Source organism: Pseudomonas sp. NFACC02 (assembly GCF_900110765.1).
In the GTDB taxonomy this organism is placed as follows: domain Bacteria; phylum Pseudomonadota; class Gammaproteobacteria; order Pseudomonadales; family Pseudomonadaceae; genus Aquipseudomonas.
This window is the reverse complement of sequence record NZ_FOEO01000022.1, coordinates 21,399-36,377: the sequence shown is the minus strand read 5'-3', so window position 1 is coordinate 36,377 and position 14,979 is coordinate 21,399. Positions and strand designations below refer to the sequence as shown.

The following is a 14,979-nucleotide window of genomic DNA, read 5'->3' as shown; positions in this document are numbered from 1 at the left end:
CGGATTCTCCATGAGCGAAAGTATTCTCAGTGCTCGGCACCTTAGCAAAGTGGTCCCAAGCACCGAAGGTGACTTGACCATCCTGCACGAACTCTCCCTGGAACTAAACAAGGGCGACACGCTGGCCATCGTTGGCGCCTCGGGTTCCGGGAAATCTACGCTGCTGGGCCTGCTGGCCGGTCTGGATTTGCCCAGCGCGGGCGCGGTGACGCTTTCAGGGCGCAACCTCAGTGAGCTGGATGAAGATCAACGGGCCAGGGTACGCGCCGAGCACGTCGGCTTCGTGTTCCAGTCTTTCCAGTTGCTAGACAGCCTCAATGCGCTGGAAAACGTCATGTTGCCCATGGAGCTCGAGGGCCGCAAGGACGCCCGCGAACGGGCACGCCATCTGCTGGAACGAGTCGGTCTGGGCCAGCGACTGACCCACACGCCTCGACAGTTGTCTGGCGGCGAGCAGCAGCGGGTGGCTATCGCCCGCGCCTTCGCGGCCGACCCTGATGTGCTGTTTGCCGACGAACCCACCGGCAACCTCGACAGCCACACCGGCGAGCGCATCAGCAACCTGCTGTTCGAACTGAACCAGGAGCGCAACACCACACTGGTGCTGGTGACCCACGATGAACGTCTGGCCCATCGATGCCGGCGCCTGATCCGACTTGAAGGTGGCCGTCTCGTCACCCCTATGGAGCCTTGATGGCACGTCTGCCGTTTGCCCGTCTGCTCAGCCTCGCTGCCCGCCAGTTGCTGCGCGATGCCCGCGCGGGAGAGCTGCGCGTGTTGTTTTTCGCCCTCGTGGTCGCCGTGGCGGCCAGTACCGCCATCGGTTATTTCGGCGCTCGACTGAACAGCGCGATGCTGCTGCGCGCCACCGAGTTTCTCGGCGCGGACCTGATTCTCAGCGGCTCGACCCCGGCCAGCCCTGAGCAGATCGAAGCGGGAATCGCGCTTAAACTCGATCATTCGCACATCGTGATCTTTTCCAGCGTGGTGGCGACCGACAACGGCATTCAACTGGCGAGCGTCAAAGCGGTGGACGCGGCTTATCCGTTGCGAGGCGAACTGAAAAGCGCCGATGCGCCCTACCAACCGGAAGTTGCCGGAGGCGAGCCACAACCCGGTGAGGCCTGGGCGGAAGCGCGTGTGCTGGCTGCGCTCAATCTCAAGGTGGGAGACAGCATCGATGTCGGTTCGACCACGCTCAGGCTGACTCGCGTCCTGACCTATGAGCCTGACCGCGCGGGCAATTTTTACAGCCTGACGCCACGGGTCATGATAAACATGGCGGATCTGGCGGCCACCAAGGTCGTGCAACCGGGAAGCCGCGTCAGTTTTCGCGACCTGTGGCGCGGCACGCCGGAAAACCTCGCGGCGTATCGTAAAGCCATCGAGCCTGCTCTGGCGGCGAATCAGAAGATCGACGACGCCCGCGATGGCAACCAACAGATTGGCGGGGCGCTGGGCAAAGCCGAGCGCTATCTGAACATGGCCAGTCTCGTGGCCGTGCTGTTGGCCGGTGTTGCAGTCGCGCTGTCGGCTGCCCGCTTTGCCGTGCGACGGTTCGATGCCAGTGCACTGCTGCGCTGCCTGGGCCTGTCGCGCAACGAAGCGCTGGTGCTTTTCAGTCTGCAACTGGCGATGCTTGGCATCGTGGCCAGCGTTGCAGGCGCCCTGCTCGGCTGGTTCGCCCAATTGGGGCTGTTTTATCTGCTGGAGAACCTGCTGCCCGCCGCTGTTCCGCCGGGAGGATGGTTGCCCGCACTCGCGGGTATCGGTACAGGCCTGGTCGCACTGGCCGGGTTTGCCTTGCCGCCTTTGGCCGCACTGGGCCGGGTTCCGCCGCTGCGCGTGCTGCGTCGCGACATGCTCCCCATTCCGGCCAGCAGCTGGCTGGTCTACGGCGCTGCACTGCTGGCGCTGGGCCTCATCATGTGGCGCTTGAGCCTGGATCTGGTACTGACTTTCGCCCTGCTCGGCGGTGGCCTGATCGCCGCCGTGGTGCTGGGCGGTGTCCTGCTGCTGGCGCTGCAAAGTCTACGGCGCCTGCTGGCCGGTGCCTCCTTGCCGTGGCGTTTAGGCCTGGGGCAACTGCTGCGTCATCCGATGGCGGCCGCCGGGCAATCGTTGGCATTTGGCCTGATTCTGCTGTCGATGGGACTGATCGCGCTGCTGCGCGGCGAACTGCTCGACACCTGGCAGAACCAGTTGCCCAAGGATGCCCCCAACTATTTCGCGCTGAACATCCTGCCCACGGAACGTGATCACTTCGCCGAACGCATGAGTCAACTGTCGACCCACAGCGCGCCGCTGTACCCCATGATTCCAGGGCGGTTGATGAGCATCAACGGCGAGCCGGTGAGCAAGTTCGTGACGAAGGATTCACGCGGCGAAAACGCCACTCAGCGCGATCTCAACCTGACCTGGTCCGCCAACCTCCCCGAAGGCAACAGCATCACGGAAGGCCAATGGTGGACCAGCGATCAGCCGCCCGCCGCCGATGAGATCCCGGGTGTCTCGGTTGAAACCAAGCTGGCCAGGAGCCTGAACATGAAGCTCGGCGACACATTGAGTTTTGTGATTGGCGGCGCGAACCATGAGGTGAAAGTCACCAGCCTGCGGGACATCAACTGGGACACGTTCCAGCCCAACTTTTTCATGATCTTCCAGCCCGGCACGCTCAAGGATGTCCCGACCACCTACCTGACCAGCTTCTATCTGGCGCCCGGCAACGACCAAAAGATCGTCGAGCTGTCCCGTGCGTTTCCCGCCGTGACCATCCTGCAGGTGGAAGCCTTGCTGGAACAACTGCGCAGCATCCTGGACCAGGTCACGCTGGCGGTGCAGTACGTGCTGTTGTTCGTGCTGGCCGCAGGCTTGGCGGTGCTGTTCTCCGGCTTGCAGGCCACGCTTGACGAGCGCATTCGTCAGGGTGCGCTGCTCAGGGCCCTGGGCGCTAACCGGGCACTGCTGATCAAGGCACGTCGCATCGAATTCGGCCTGTTGGGCGCGGTCAGTGGCGTCCTGGCGGCACTGGGCTGCGAGCTGGTCAGTTTTGCGCTCTACCGCTACGCGTTCAATCTGGAATGGCATCCGCATGCCTGGTTGCTGGTGCTGCCGTTGATCGGCGCTGCGCTGGTGGGCGGCGCAGGCGTGTTTGGCACACGGCGGGCACTGAACGCCAGTCCGCTGACCGTACTGCGCGAAGGCTGAGCAACAAGGGTTGACCGGCGGGGTGTCGGCGGCAAAGATGTCGGCATCGCGCTTGGCCGCTCATCCCTGACGGCCGCCCCTCGAACAGCGACCATCGAGAAATGCTTTGAGCACCAATATCAGTACCCGCCAGGGCCACACCGCCCTCAAGCAAGAACTCGACCACCTGTGGCGCGTCTACCGCCCGGAAATCACCCAGAAAGTCGCCTGGGCGGCGTCCCTGGGTGATCGCAGCGAGAACGCCGACTATCAATACAACAAGAAGCTGCTGCGTGAAATCGACCGCCGCGTGCGCTACCTGCGCAAGCGCCTGGAGGACATGCGCGTGGTGGACTATGCCCCCGAGCAGGAAGGTCGGGTGTTCTTCGGCGCGTGGGTCGAAATCGAAAACGATGACGGCGACAGCAAACGCTTTCGCATCGTGGGCTACGACGAAATCTACGGCCGCATGGACTACATCTCCATCGACTCCCCCATGGCCCGTGCGCTGCTCAAAAAAGAGCAAGGCGACGAGGTGGTGGTGCAGACGCCGACCGGAGAAGCCACCTGGTACATCAGCCACATTTCCTACAAAAACCCGCCAGACGCGGAGCCATTGCCCGAGCCGGGTGAATAGCACCCAGCGCATCGGCGTGAACCTCTTCAAAGAGGCTCACGCGACCGGCAACGTATCAGTACCTCCAGGTCAGCGAAGCGGTCACATTGCGTGGCGCCCCGTAGTTGCTGGCGGTGCCGCTGTACAACGACGTCAGGTACTTGCGGTCGGTGACGTTGTTCACGTTCAGCGCCGCGCTCCAGTTGCTGTCGATGTCGTAGCTGGCCAGCAGGTCGACCAGCGCGTAGGCGTTCTGGCGAATCACGCTGATGTTGTCGTTCTGAATACCGCTCTGCCAGCTCACGCGCGTGCCGATTCGAGCCTGTGGCAAGCCTGGCAACCGGTAGGTCGCCATGCCACGCAAGCTGTGCGTCGGAACATACCGGCGTGATTTATCGCCGTCTTCATTTTCGACATGCACGTAGGTGTAACCCGCCAGCAGATCCAGCCCTGGCAGCGCTTCGCCCGACGCTTCGAGCTCAATGCCATGGCTCTTGTAATCGCCGGAAGGGTAACGGTACTGAGAACCGACCTGAACGGATTGATCCAGCGCGACAACGTTGCTCTGCTCGGTCTTGAACACCGCCGCCGTCAGGTTCAGGCGCTCATCCAGCACGCTGCCCTTGATGCCCGCCTCCAGGCTCTTGCCTTCGAGTGGGTCGACCGGTTTTCCATCAATACCGGCATAGCCGTATTGCGGGTTATAGATTTGCGTCCAGCTGGTATACAGGCTCCACTCATTGTTCAGGTCATACACCAGCCCGGTGTACGGCGTGACCTTGCCGTGCTCGCGCTGCGCGTGATCGACGCCATAACTCTCGCCCGTACCGTCAGTGCTGAGCATGCGCGCACCGGCAATCCAGTGCAGGTCATCCGCCAGACTGAAGCGCGCGCCAGCGAACAGGCTTTTCTGCCGGTCAATGATGTTCTGGGTGTTGATATCGCTGGTGTAGAGGAATTGAGGTGGCGCCTCGGTGCCGGCCAGAATGCTGGCGAACGAGGTGTTGTAATACCCCTTTTCCGCCGCGTCGTACTCGCGCGCCCTCTGGTGCGTGCGGCCATAGCTGGCGCCGAAGGTCAGCTCATGGTCACGACCGAACAGGCTGAACGGGCCGGAAACTTTCGCTTCGCCGATCAACTGGTGTGAGCGACCGGAGGTTTGCGCGGAGAACGCCGTTGCATCGTCGTCAATGACACTGGCGACATACAGCATGCTGCTGTTCTGATATTCGGTAACGCCGGTGCCGGTAAGCGTGGCGTTCCAGCCATTGCCGAAGTCATGCTTCAGCTCGGCGAAGACGCGCTGCGTATGGATGTTCCAGTAGGACCACGGTTGGCCGACGTTGGCGCTCCGACTTGAGTAATGGATAGGGTTGTTATTGCTGTCGACCAAAGGCAGGTTGCCCCAGCTGCTGCCATTCGAGTCGCTGTTGTGCTGAGAGAAACCGACGGTCAGTGTGTCGGCGTCGGACAGGTCGAATGCCAACATGCCTGCCGCGACGTTCTTCTCGTGGCTGTAGCGGTCCATCCACGAATTGCCTTTTTCATGCGCGTAGATGAAACGTCCACGAACATTTCCGGCGTCTGTCAGTGGCCCGGAGACGTCGACATCGACGCGACGGGTGTCCCATGAACCCACGCTGGTGTCGATCTGCGCCTGAAAGTCGCTCGTCGGTCGCTTGCGCACGAAGTTGACCGTGGCAGACGGGTTGCCCGTCCCGCTCATCAAACCGTTCGCACCATGCAGCACGTCGATCTGCTCGTATTCGGCCATGTCCAGATCACCGTTGAGGATGGTCTGGGTGAACGGCATGTTCATTCCGTCAAATTCGAAGCTGTTGATTTCAAAACCGCGCGAAGTGAACTCCGTTCGGTCGGTTTCGCTTTGCTCGACGGTCAGCGACGGTGCAAAACGCAAGGCATCTTTCACGCTGTTCATTTTGTAATCGTTGATCTGGTCACGCGTGATGGTGGTGATCGCCTGGGGTGTTTCTTTGTTGGTCAGCCCGAGCTTCGTGGTGCTGGAAGATGGCTTTCCCACATACCCCACGCTTTGCGCGTCATCCTGAGCGGCAATGTCCTCGATTTGCGTGGCGGGCAATGTCATTTCACCGGCAGCCTGCACGGAGGATAGGCTGCTGACGGCGCTGGCGAAGAGCAACGTGACGGAAACACAACGATTCAAGGTCTCGATTCCTGATCCATAAAAAACCGGATTCTGAATCATAGTGAGAATGATTACTATATGTATCCAAAGCGCTTTTCACGCTTTTTTCACACGCCAATTCAAACGAATGTCGAGCCTCCGCCGCGCGATGCTTATGAATGGGTCGCCGGCTCAGCAACGGAATTGCCCGAGGATGACCTTCCTCAGAAAACTGCTAACGTGTGGCGCCACAACAAACGCATTGATAACCCACGACACCAGGGACAGACATGTTCGAATTCATCTTCCTCGCGGTTTTCATCGGCATTGGCGGCACCGCCTTGCTGGACCTCTGGGCTCAACTGCTCAAAAGAATATTCGGTTTACCCACCCCGCCCTGGCATCTGGTGGGACGCTGGTTCGCCGGGATGCGCAACGGCCGGTTCGTACACCACAACGGCATCGGCAACTCACCCGAAGTCCCGAATGAACTGAAGATCGGCTGGGCGATGCATTACGGGGTCGGCATCATTTTCGCGGCCGTGTTGCTGATGATCTGGGGCGTGCAGTGGGCGCACGCCCCGACATTCTTTCCAGCGCTGCTCGTCGGGCTGGTTACCGTTGGCGCGGGCTGGTTCCTCCTGCAACCGGGCATGGGCGTTGGTGTTGCGTGCAACAAGGCGCCCAACCCGAATCTGGCGCGTTTGCAGAATGTCATCGGGCATGTGGTTTTCGCGACAGGCATGTACTGGACGGCGCTGTTGGTAGGCTGATCGACTGCTGACTGAAAAGCCGCCGTATCGGGATGAACCTCTGCTCCCCTCCCGGCTCTGAGTCTTCAGGGCCGAGATGGCTGACTATTTTTTTCCAGGGAGCACCCCCATGACTCAGACTGCATTGGTCGTCGGCGCCAGCGGCATCGTCGGCAGCGCAACCACTCAACTGTTGCTTGCGAACGGCTGGCAGGTCGCTGCGCTGTCCCGTCACCCTGCGCAGGCGGAGGGCGTGATTCCCGTCGCCGCCGACCTGCAGGACCCGGCTTCGGTCAAGCAAGCGCTCGAGGGCATCAAGCCGACCCACGTGTTCATCACCACGTGGTCGCGTCAGGCCACCGAGGCGGAAAACATCAAGGTCAACGCGGCCATGGTGCGCCATGTGCTGGATGCCCTGAGCCCGGGCAAGAGCGTCAGGCACGTGGCCCTGGTGACCGGCCTGAAACATTACCTCGGCCCCTTTGAGGCTTATGGCAAAGGGTCGCTGCCACAGACGCCGTTTCGCGAAGAACAGGGCCGTCTGGACATCGAGAACTTCTACTATGCCCAGGAAGACGAAGTGTTCGCCGCCGCCGAGCGCGACGGTTTTACCTGGAGCGTGCACCGTCCGCACACGGTGACCGGCGTTGCGGTGGGCAATGCCATGAACATGGCAACCACGCTGGCGGTGTATGCCTCGATCTGCAAAGTCACCGGCAGGCCTTTCGTGTTCCCCGGCTCACCCGTGCAGTGGGACAGCCTCACCGACATGACCGACGCGCGGCAGTTGGCCAAACAGCAATTGTGGGCCGCCACCACGCCGGCGGCAGCGAACCAGGCGTTCAACGTCACCAACGGCGATGTGTTTCGCTGGAAATGGATGTGGGGCCGGATCGCCGACTACTTCGGCCTGCACCCTGCGGCCTACCCGCCAGGCGTTACGCCGCTGGAGACCCAAATGGCTGACGATCAGGCGGCGTGGGCCGATATCGTGCGTGAGCACGGCCTGAAAGAGGCCGACATCAACCGCCTGATCTCCCCCTGGCACACTGACGCGGATCTGGGGCGTCCCATTGAGGTGGTCACCGACATGTCGAAAAGCCGCGCACTGGGCTTCACCGCGTTTCAGGCGAGCGATCAGGCGTTTTTCGACGTGTTCGATGAACTGCGGGCGCAGCGGTTGATTCCGTAACGTCGCCTACCACCGCGTGAGTCAGCGCGTTCCCACGCAGAGCGTGGGAACGCTCATGATCGTCACGATGATCACACTTGCGCGACCAGACGCCCTACATCGGCCATCAGCGCGTTGATCTGATCGCCGGTGGCCTTGGCGCCGGTGTAATACACCGTGACGATCAACGGCGCACGATTCGGTGGCCAGATCACCGCAACGTCGTTACTCGCGTTATTCGAACCTGAGCCCGTCTTGTCTCCTACCCTCCATCCCTTGGGTAGCCCCGCGCGGAGTTTCTGGTCGCCCGTGGTGTTGCTCACCAGCCAGGCGATCAGCTGGTCCCGCGAAGCGCCGGACAGGACGTCCCCCAGGATCAGGGTACGCAGGCTCTGCAGCATGGCAATCGGCGTTGTCGTGTCTTGCGGATCTCCGGCATGGTTTTCGTTCAGATCGGGTTCGCGACGATCAAGCCGGGTGACCTGATCGCCTGTGGACCGCAACCACGCGGTCAACGCGGGCGGGCCGCCGAAACTGTCGAGGAGCAGGTTGGCCGCCGTGTTGTCGCTCAACGTCACCGCCGCCTCACAGATCGACCCCACACTCAACCCGCCCTCGCCCGTGTGTTTTTCAGTGAGGGGCGAATACGGCACCAACTGTTCCTTGCCGTAGACGATCACCCGGGAAAGGTCCTCTTCCTTACGGTCGACCCGCGCCAGTACATACGCAGCGGTGAGCGCCTTGAAGGTGCTGCACATCGCAAAACGCTCATCGCCGCGATGGGCAATCAAACGCTGGTGCCCCGTGTCGAGAATGGCCACGCCCAGACGTCCGCCGTGGCGACGCTCCAGCTCGGCCAGTGTTTGCTCAATCGATGACGAGGAAGCCGGGCCTGAATCGGCAGCCAGCACGTTAAAACAATAAAGCGAAGGGATCGCCACCAATGAGGCGGCAATGAGTTCCCTGCGGGTGATGGACATACACTTCCCTGTCTAGCTGGATGGATGGACAACCTGATCGCCGTGAACGGCCGGCCTATGCCTGGGCCACCGGCCAGTCACAACGATCAACGCATTCAGGCCATTACCCCTTGAGTGAGGTGCGACGCCTGTGTACGGCGTGCCTAGCGCGAACCGACGCACATCATCCCGTCAGACAGCGGATCATTTCAACCCTCATCTGTGCTCGCACGAGCATCACGGTGTGAGTCTGAACTCACCCTGCCCATTGCCAACCAGGACCGTTGAGGGCTCGCCCAGTCATCAGCGGTGGCGACTGAATGCCGAAAACGACCGCACCCAGGAAATCACGCGCGCGGTCGTCGGCGAGTCATGTTCCTCATGGCTGGAAGCCAGCTCCCCGGCCAGCGACGCCAGGGATTGTGGTAACAGCCACGACACTTCCTGCTCGGTGGCGTGCATCAGGTTGGGATCGTCTTCTTTCTCGAACGCTGGCCATTCACTCATCGCAGTCACTCCCGTCAAACATGTCCTGCACACGCAATGGAGGTTTACAGATCAAGCACCAGCGGCCCTGAGGCCGGGACTGCGCAGCAGATCAGCACGTGGTCGGCCGCCGGCATCTCGGCGGGTGGGACCGGGTAATGCACCTGGCCACTGACGAGCCGGGTCTTGCAGGTGCCGCAGGAACCGCCGCGGCAGCTGTATTCAGGTTCAAGCCCCCGGCTCTCGGCCAGTTCCAGCAATGTCCCGCCGTCGGGCTGCCAACGCGCTTCCTTGGCAGACCGTTCAAAGAGCACCGGTACCGAGGCCGTGGCGGCAGGCGGCTGTTGAATCCCGGCCGTCTGTTGGTCACGGGTGCGCTGCAGGGTCGACGGACCGAAGGTTTCCGCATGGATTCGCTCATCGCGAACGTGCATTGCCCTGAGTTCGTCATACAGCCCTTGGGTGAAGCTTGCCGGTCCGCAGACATAAAAATCGAAGTCGTCGAACGGCAACAGCGCCTTGAGCAGATTCAGGTCAATACGACCTGCAAGATGAAAGTCTTTGCTTAAACGAGCTTCGCGCTCAGGCTGGCTCAGCAGCCGGACAGCCGTCAGTTGTTCTCCGGCGCTGGCAACCAGTGTGTCCAGTTCTTCGCGAAAAGCCAGATCCACCAGACGACGTGCACTCTGGATGAACCAGGTGGGTCGCATGCGCCGGACGCGTTTGCCTTCATAGATCACCTCGCGCAGCATCGACAGCATGGGTGTCACGCCGATGCCGGCGCCCAAAAGTACCAGCGGCCGGCGCTCCTGAGTGTCCACCACGAAGCTGCCCTGCGGCGCTCGCGCCTCGATCAGGTCGCCGACCTTGTAGGCGTCGTGCAAGTGTGCCGACACCAGGCCATCACGTTTGACGCTGATGCGAAAGAAGTCGTCGGACGGCGCGCTCGACAGGCTGTAGGTGCGAATCACCGGTTTGGCGTGCCCCTCCAGGGTCAGTCGTAACGGCAGGTGCTGGCCGGCCTTGAAAGCGGGCAAACCGGCGCCATCGGCCGGTTCGAAATAGAACGAGCGGATGCCTGCGCTTTCGTCGGCGATGCGTGTCACGCGCAGCGGGCGCCATTGGTCGCGCAATGCATCGGCCTCAAGACGCGCCGCGGCCTGTTCCCAATCGCCGGTCATCAGGCTGTTGGGCGAAAAACCCTGGAATTCCCAGCGCGAACGCAATGCCTGGGGACGTCGGACCACGGCCTCGACCTTGACTTGCCAGAGGCGCTCGGCACCCTGAAAGGCAGCGATTTCCGGCCCGTCCAGAATCACCGTGGTACGGCCCACCAGTTGCAGCAGATCGCCGCGGGTGAAATCGATGAACACCAGACCGGCTTTCGGGTTGACCAGAAAGTTGCCCAGCGTATTGAAATGCAGGTTGCCGGCGAAGTCAGGAATCGTCAGCACGTCGCCCTCGACCCTGACGAAGCCCGCCTGCCCACCACGGTGGGAAACGTCCACCGAGCGATGTGGCGGATCACCCGGCAGGTCCGCGTAACTGGCGACAAAAAAGGTGTCGGCAGCACGGATCATCGCCACTGCCGCGTCGTCCAGCGTGCTCATGCGTTCGATCGGCACCGGCGTCTTCACGTCAGGCAGCGCGATCTGTTTGAGCTCTCGCAACTGGATGTATTGCGGGCAGTTGCCGAACGAGTGTTCCACCTGCACCGAGAAACCCTGATCGCTCACCGTTTGAATATGCCCGTTGATACGATTACGCCGACGGGTGTGCAGGTCGATGCCCAGCATGCCCACCGCCGCACCCGGTACGAATAGCGCGCCCATGGGGTCGTCAAGGTCGGGCAAGCGAGAGAACTGCAGATGCCGCGAATCGGGCGACTCGATAAAGCCGGCCTGCGCGTCCATCAGGCTGGCCCACGGCCAGCCTTCCTCGTCCACCGCGCCGATGAACATGTAGGGCAGATGCTCGTAGAACTCACGATGCTGATCGGGCATGTAATCACGAATGACTTTCTTGCCCATCACGCCCATGCGCTCGGCAACGCCGACGTGAACCTGCATTTCCAGCTCACCGGCGTGCCAGGGTGAAGGTCTTTCAAAAGGGGCATCGTTCATCACACAGACTCCCAGGGTCAGAGGGTCTCGCATCTGCCCGTCGAACGCAGGGGCCTGGTGTCAGCGTACGGATTGCCAGCCACCATAGGCCCTACGAGTTCGGGTCAAAATCAGCATCGAACGCCGTCAGCCGTTTCTCGGCATGTCGGGGGTTTCCGGTCGAGTCAGACCACCAGACCGGCTTTGGTCCGGGGCATCGGCACAAAGCCTTCGAGCCCCTCGATACGCGCCAGCCAGGCACGAACGTTCGGGTATTCCTGCAGCGAAACGTTGCCTTCCGGCGCATGGGCGATGTAGCTGTAACCAGCGACATCGGCGATGGTGGGGTGACTCGCTGCCAGGTAATCGCGGCCGTTCAGGTGCGTCTCGATCACTTGCAGCACCGCGTGCGCACGGTCAATGGTGTCCTTGGGGTCGAAACCTGCACCGAATACGGTGATCAGGCGTGCTCGCGCCGGGCCGTTGTTGATCTGTCCGGCCGCGACCGCCAGCCAGCGCTGCACTTCTGCCGCACCGGCCGCATCAGCAGGAAGCCATTTTCCCGATGGGTCATATTTTTTCGCGAGATACACCAGGATCGCGGTGGAGTCAGCGATGATGGTGCCGTTATCGTCAATGACGGGCACTTGGCCGAAAGCATTGATCGCCAGGAATTCCGGCGTCTTGTGCGCACCCTTGGCCAGATCGACAAACTCGATCTGAGGGTCGAGGCCCAGCAGCGACAGCATCAGCTGGGCACGATGAGCGTGGCCGGACAACGGGAAATGATAGAGCTTGATGGCGTGCATGGGTTTGGCTCCTGAGGCTGTCGTTGAATGACGGTCGGCGCGGGAGCGGCGTTGCCGCCAGCGGGTTTGACCGCGCCGATGGATGAATAGTGAGCCACGACGCCGAGGAGCAGAATCACCACAAAAAGCAATCCAGCATTGCAACAGATGAAATTATCAGGTTCCGCCAGGGAAGGATCAGTGCTGCAGCACCGGGTGCTGGCGCAGGCGATCAACCGCGAAGTCGACGAAACTGCGCACCCGGGCAGACGCACGCCGGCCTTCCCGGTATACGAGGTGCACCGGCAGTGGATCAGGTTCGAACCCTTCCAGCACAACCTCCAGCCGCCTCGCCTGAAGATGCGCATGAATTTCATAGCCCAGACAGGACGCAAGTCCGGCGCCGTTGATGGCGGCCCCGATTACGCCCACCTGGGTGGTGCAGCGCAGATTCGGCTTCAGGGCCACGCTGCGCGGCGAGCCCTCTCGCGGGAAGCGCCACTCAAGCATGCGGTTGCCGGCATTGCAGAACACCAGCGAATGAGCCGCAAGGTCAGTGGGTTTCAGTGGCGCGCCGTGCCGTTGCAGATAACCAGGGCTGGCGCAGACCATCTGCCGTACCGTCCCCACCTTGCGCGCCACCATGTAAGCGTCGGGCAATGCGCCGATGAGCACCGCGACATCAACACCCTCCTCGTGCAAATGAGGAAAGCGATCCTGATAAACCACCGACAGTTCGATACCCGGCCAGGCGCTCAGATAATCGAGGACGATCGGCAGCAGCAATTGCTCGCCGAACAACAGGGGCGTCACCAGTGTCAGCAAGCCACGAGGCTCGACATGCAGCCCGTTGGCCGAGGCATCGGCTTCGTCCGTCGCACGCAGCAGTCGCGCGCAATCGCTGGCGAACACGCGCCCGGTTTCAGTCAGGGCCACGCCCCGCGTGCTGCGCGTCAGGAGCCGCGTGCCCAGGCGTTTCTCCAGCGCGGCCAGCGAGCGACTGACCGTGGCTTCGGAGACGCCCAGTCTGCGTGACGCTGCCGCCAGCCCTTGTTCAGTGACGACAGCGTCGAAGACGGTCATCTGCTGGTGGCGATCCATCAGCGATGACTCCTGCCTGCCGCTTTGATCGCCGGGTCCTGCATCATGCGCTCGACGCAATAGTCGACGAAGGTGCGCACTTTCGCCGACACCTTGCGTTCCGCCTGGTAGCAGACGTGGATCGGCAAGGCCGGCTCTTCGAATGCTTCCAGCACAAGTTCCAGCGCACCGCTGGCCACCTGACTGGCGACCTGATAGGACAGGACACGGGTCACGCCCCATCCCATGGTGGCCGCCGTGATCGCGGCCTGGTTCGCCGAAACGGTCAGACGCGACTGGAGATCGACATGCATCGGTTTGCCGGCCTCCATAAACTCCCAGCGTCGGAGCAACACGCTGGCGTGAGAGACCACCAGTTGATGCTGTTTCAGGTCTTCGGGATGCTGTGGACGACCGTGGGCATCCAGGTAGGCAGGCGATGCGCACAGCACACGGCGCACTTCGCCAACCTTGACACCATGCTGGGTGCTGTCCATGAGATGGCCGATGCGCACCGCGACGTCGATGCCCTCTTCGACCATCTGCGTCACCCGGTCCAGCAACAGCGCATTGATACTCACGCCGGGGTATTGCTGCAGGTAGCCCACCACCAACGGCATGACAAACAACTCGCCGAAAAGCATCGAGGCGGTGATCGTGAGTTGGCCGACCGGCGCGGCAATGCTTCCACCTGCTGAGTCTTCGGCCTCTTCCAGCTCGCTCAGAATACGGCGGCAATCGGTGAGGTAACGCTGCCCCGCCTCGCTCAAATGCACGCTGCGCGTGGTCCGCGACAACAGCAAGGTGCCAATGCGTTTCTCCAACGCGGCCACGGCTCGGGTCACGCTGGGCGCCGACATATTCAAACGCCTGGCGGCCGTGGCAAAACTGCGCTCTTCACACACGGCAACGAAGACCTGCATTTCCTGAAATCTGTCCATGGATGGGCTCGGCTGTACAGCGTTCTGATCGGTGGTTGCGATAGTAGCGTTTTGGACTAAGAAACGGGCAACTCCAACCCTGACAGGGCGAACCTCAATGGCCCTCCTCGGATCCACGGACATATCCCACAAGGTCCGCGTCGTACCGAAGCCATGAAGACAACGCCGATGCTGTAGCAACTGTCTTCCTCACATCACATGTGCAACCTACCCGGAGGCTTCTGCCCGCAAGGCGTAGAGTGGCTTGTCTCTGGGCCGCATCCGGACGATCTCGCGCGCAGCGGCAGCAAAATCAGGCGACCCCGGTTAGGCCTGACACTCCGCATGTACAGGTTTTGCTGCCGGTTCCCGGCAGATCGCAGGCAAGCGAGCTCCTCCGGCAGAATCAGAAAGCAACGCAGCGGTCTGCCTCTGATCTTCTTACCGAGAAAACTCAGGCACCACTGAACGGGACTTGGGGGCAGGCTAAACGTAGACGACATTAGGGCTTTTAGTTTTTGAGGTTTGCGGTGGGTGGGTTTGTTGGGTTCGTGGGGTTTGGCATTGGGATTGTGAGCAGATCCATTTTCTCGGGTGGCGCCGATTCACCTTTCCGCCCCTCCGGCGGGTCACTTTTGAAAAGGCACCAAAAGTAACCAAAAGTGCCCGGCTTCTGGTTTGGCCCTCGTTCGTCGGGTACCCGCACTCCGACGACGCTCCGTGGGCCCGCGCCGAGCGGGCATCCATGCCCTGACGGCGCTCTCGCGGCATCC

The 14,979-nt window shown here is 61.7% G+C and carries 12 protein-coding genes; 5 read left to right on the top strand and 7 right to left on the bottom strand.

Going from position 1 to position 14,979, the window contains the following annotated elements:
- Positions 1 to 10: 10 nt before the first annotated feature.
- From BMY73_RS17840 to greB, 3 genes are all read left to right on the top strand, one after another.
- The gene (locus BMY73_RS17840) at positions 11 to 694 is read left to right on the top strand and encodes an ABC transporter ATP-binding protein (protein WP_062382392.1); all 684 of its coding nucleotides are present in this window, start codon (positions 11 to 13) and stop codon (positions 692 to 694) included.
- Entirely contained in the window at positions 694 to 3,207 is a 2,514-nt protein-coding gene (locus BMY73_RS17835) for an ABC transporter permease (protein WP_062382389.1), read from the top strand. Before BMY73_RS17840 ends, BMY73_RS17835 begins: the two co-directional genes overlap by 1 nt.
- A gap of 106 nt (positions 3,208 to 3,313) precedes the next feature.
- Positions 3,314 to 3,823, top strand: a complete 510-nt coding sequence (greB, locus tag BMY73_RS17830; protein WP_092408723.1) for a transcription elongation factor GreB — start codon at positions 3,314 to 3,316, stop codon at positions 3,821 to 3,823.
- A gap of 55 nt (positions 3,824 to 3,878) precedes the next feature.
- Here the strand turns inward: greB and BMY73_RS17825 are convergent, their stop codons facing one another.
- Positions 3,879 to 5,987, bottom strand: coding sequence for a TonB-dependent siderophore receptor (locus BMY73_RS17825; RefSeq protein ID WP_371914984.1), 2,109 nt, complete (start codon positions 5,985 to 5,987; stop codon positions 3,879 to 3,881).
- Positions 5,988 to 6,238: 251 nt separating this feature from the next.
- Here BMY73_RS17825 and BMY73_RS17820 point away from each other — a divergent pair, with 251 nt between their 5' ends.
- Positions 6,239 to 6,721 carry a DUF2938 domain-containing protein gene (locus BMY73_RS17820; protein ID WP_092408719.1) on the top strand — a complete coding sequence of 161 codons (483 nt, stop codon included), beginning with the start codon at positions 6,239 to 6,241 and terminating at the stop codon, positions 6,719 to 6,721.
- 109 nt (positions 6,722 to 6,830) lie between these two features.
- Positions 6,831 to 7,892, top strand: a complete 1,062-nt coding sequence (locus tag BMY73_RS17815) for an SDR family oxidoreductase (RefSeq protein WP_092408717.1) — start codon at positions 6,831 to 6,833, stop codon at positions 7,890 to 7,892.
- A gap of 71 nt (positions 7,893 to 7,963) precedes the next feature.
- Here BMY73_RS17815 and bla read toward each other — a convergent pair whose 3' ends face one another.
- From bla to BMY73_RS17785, 6 genes are all read right to left on the bottom strand, one after another.
- Positions 7,964 to 8,851 (bottom strand): class A beta-lactamase, encoded by an 888-nt coding sequence (gene bla / locus BMY73_RS17810; RefSeq protein ID WP_092408715.1) that lies wholly within the window; start codon positions 8,849 to 8,851, stop codon positions 7,964 to 7,966.
- Positions 8,852 to 9,133: 282 nt separating this feature from the next.
- A complete protein-coding gene (locus BMY73_RS17805) occupies positions 9,134 to 9,337 on the bottom strand; it encodes a hypothetical protein (protein WP_062382382.1) in 204 nt (67 codons plus the stop codon).
- 44 nt (positions 9,338 to 9,381) lie between these two features.
- Positions 9,382 to 11,439, bottom strand: a complete 2,058-nt coding sequence (locus tag BMY73_RS17800; protein ID WP_092408713.1) for a 2Fe-2S iron-sulfur cluster-binding protein — start codon at positions 11,437 to 11,439, stop codon at positions 9,382 to 9,384.
- Between the two features lie 164 nt (positions 11,440 to 11,603).
- Positions 11,604 to 12,227, bottom strand: a complete 624-nt coding sequence (locus BMY73_RS17795) for a glutathione S-transferase family protein (protein WP_092408711.1) — start codon at positions 12,225 to 12,227, stop codon at positions 11,604 to 11,606.
- A gap of 177 nt (positions 12,228 to 12,404) precedes the next feature.
- Positions 12,405 to 13,307, bottom strand: a complete 903-nt coding sequence (locus BMY73_RS17790) for a LysR family transcriptional regulator (protein ID WP_092408709.1) — start codon at positions 13,305 to 13,307, stop codon at positions 12,405 to 12,407.
- Positions 13,307 to 14,227, bottom strand: a complete 921-nt coding sequence (locus BMY73_RS17785) for a LysR family transcriptional regulator (protein ID WP_092408707.1) — start codon at positions 14,225 to 14,227, stop codon at positions 13,307 to 13,309. Before BMY73_RS17785 ends, BMY73_RS17790 begins: the two co-directional genes overlap by 1 nt.
- Positions 14,228 to 14,979 lie beyond the last annotated feature (752 nt).

Excerpts from the sequence above, each read along its gene's own strand:
- BMY73_RS17840 (WP_062382392.1), top strand. The coding sequence starts at position 11 with ATGAGCGAAAGTATTCTCAGTGCTCGGCACCTTAGCAAAGTGGTCCCA.
- BMY73_RS17835 (WP_062382389.1), top strand. The coding sequence starts at position 694 with ATGGCACGTCTGCCGTTTGCCCGTCTGCTCAGCCTCGCTGCCCGCCAG.
- BMY73_RS17820 (WP_092408719.1), top strand. The coding sequence starts at position 6,239 with ATGTTCGAATTCATCTTCCTCGCGGTTTTCATCGGCATTGGCGGCACC.
- BMY73_RS17815 (WP_092408717.1), top strand. The coding sequence starts at position 6,831 with ATGACTCAGACTGCATTGGTCGTCGGCGCCAGCGGCATCGTCGGCAGC.
- bla (WP_092408715.1), bottom strand. The coding sequence starts at position 8,851 with ATGTCCATCACCCGCAGGGAACTCATTGCCGCCTCATTGGTGGCGATC.
- BMY73_RS17805 (WP_062382382.1), bottom strand. The coding sequence starts at position 9,337 with ATGAGTGAATGGCCAGCGTTCGAGAAAGAAGACGATCCCAACCTGATG.
- BMY73_RS17800 (WP_092408713.1), bottom strand. The coding sequence starts at position 11,439 with ATGAACGATGCCCCTTTTGAAAGACCTTCACCCTGGCACGCCGGTGAG.
- BMY73_RS17795 (WP_092408711.1), bottom strand. The coding sequence starts at position 12,227 with ATGCACGCCATCAAGCTCTATCATTTCCCGTTGTCCGGCCACGCTCAT.
- BMY73_RS17790 (WP_092408709.1), bottom strand. The coding sequence starts at position 13,307 with ATGGATCGCCACCAGCAGATGACCGTCTTCGACGCTGTCGTCACTGAA.
- BMY73_RS17785 (WP_092408707.1), bottom strand. The coding sequence starts at position 14,227 with ATGGACAGATTTCAGGAAATGCAGGTCTTCGTTGCCGTGTGTGAAGAG.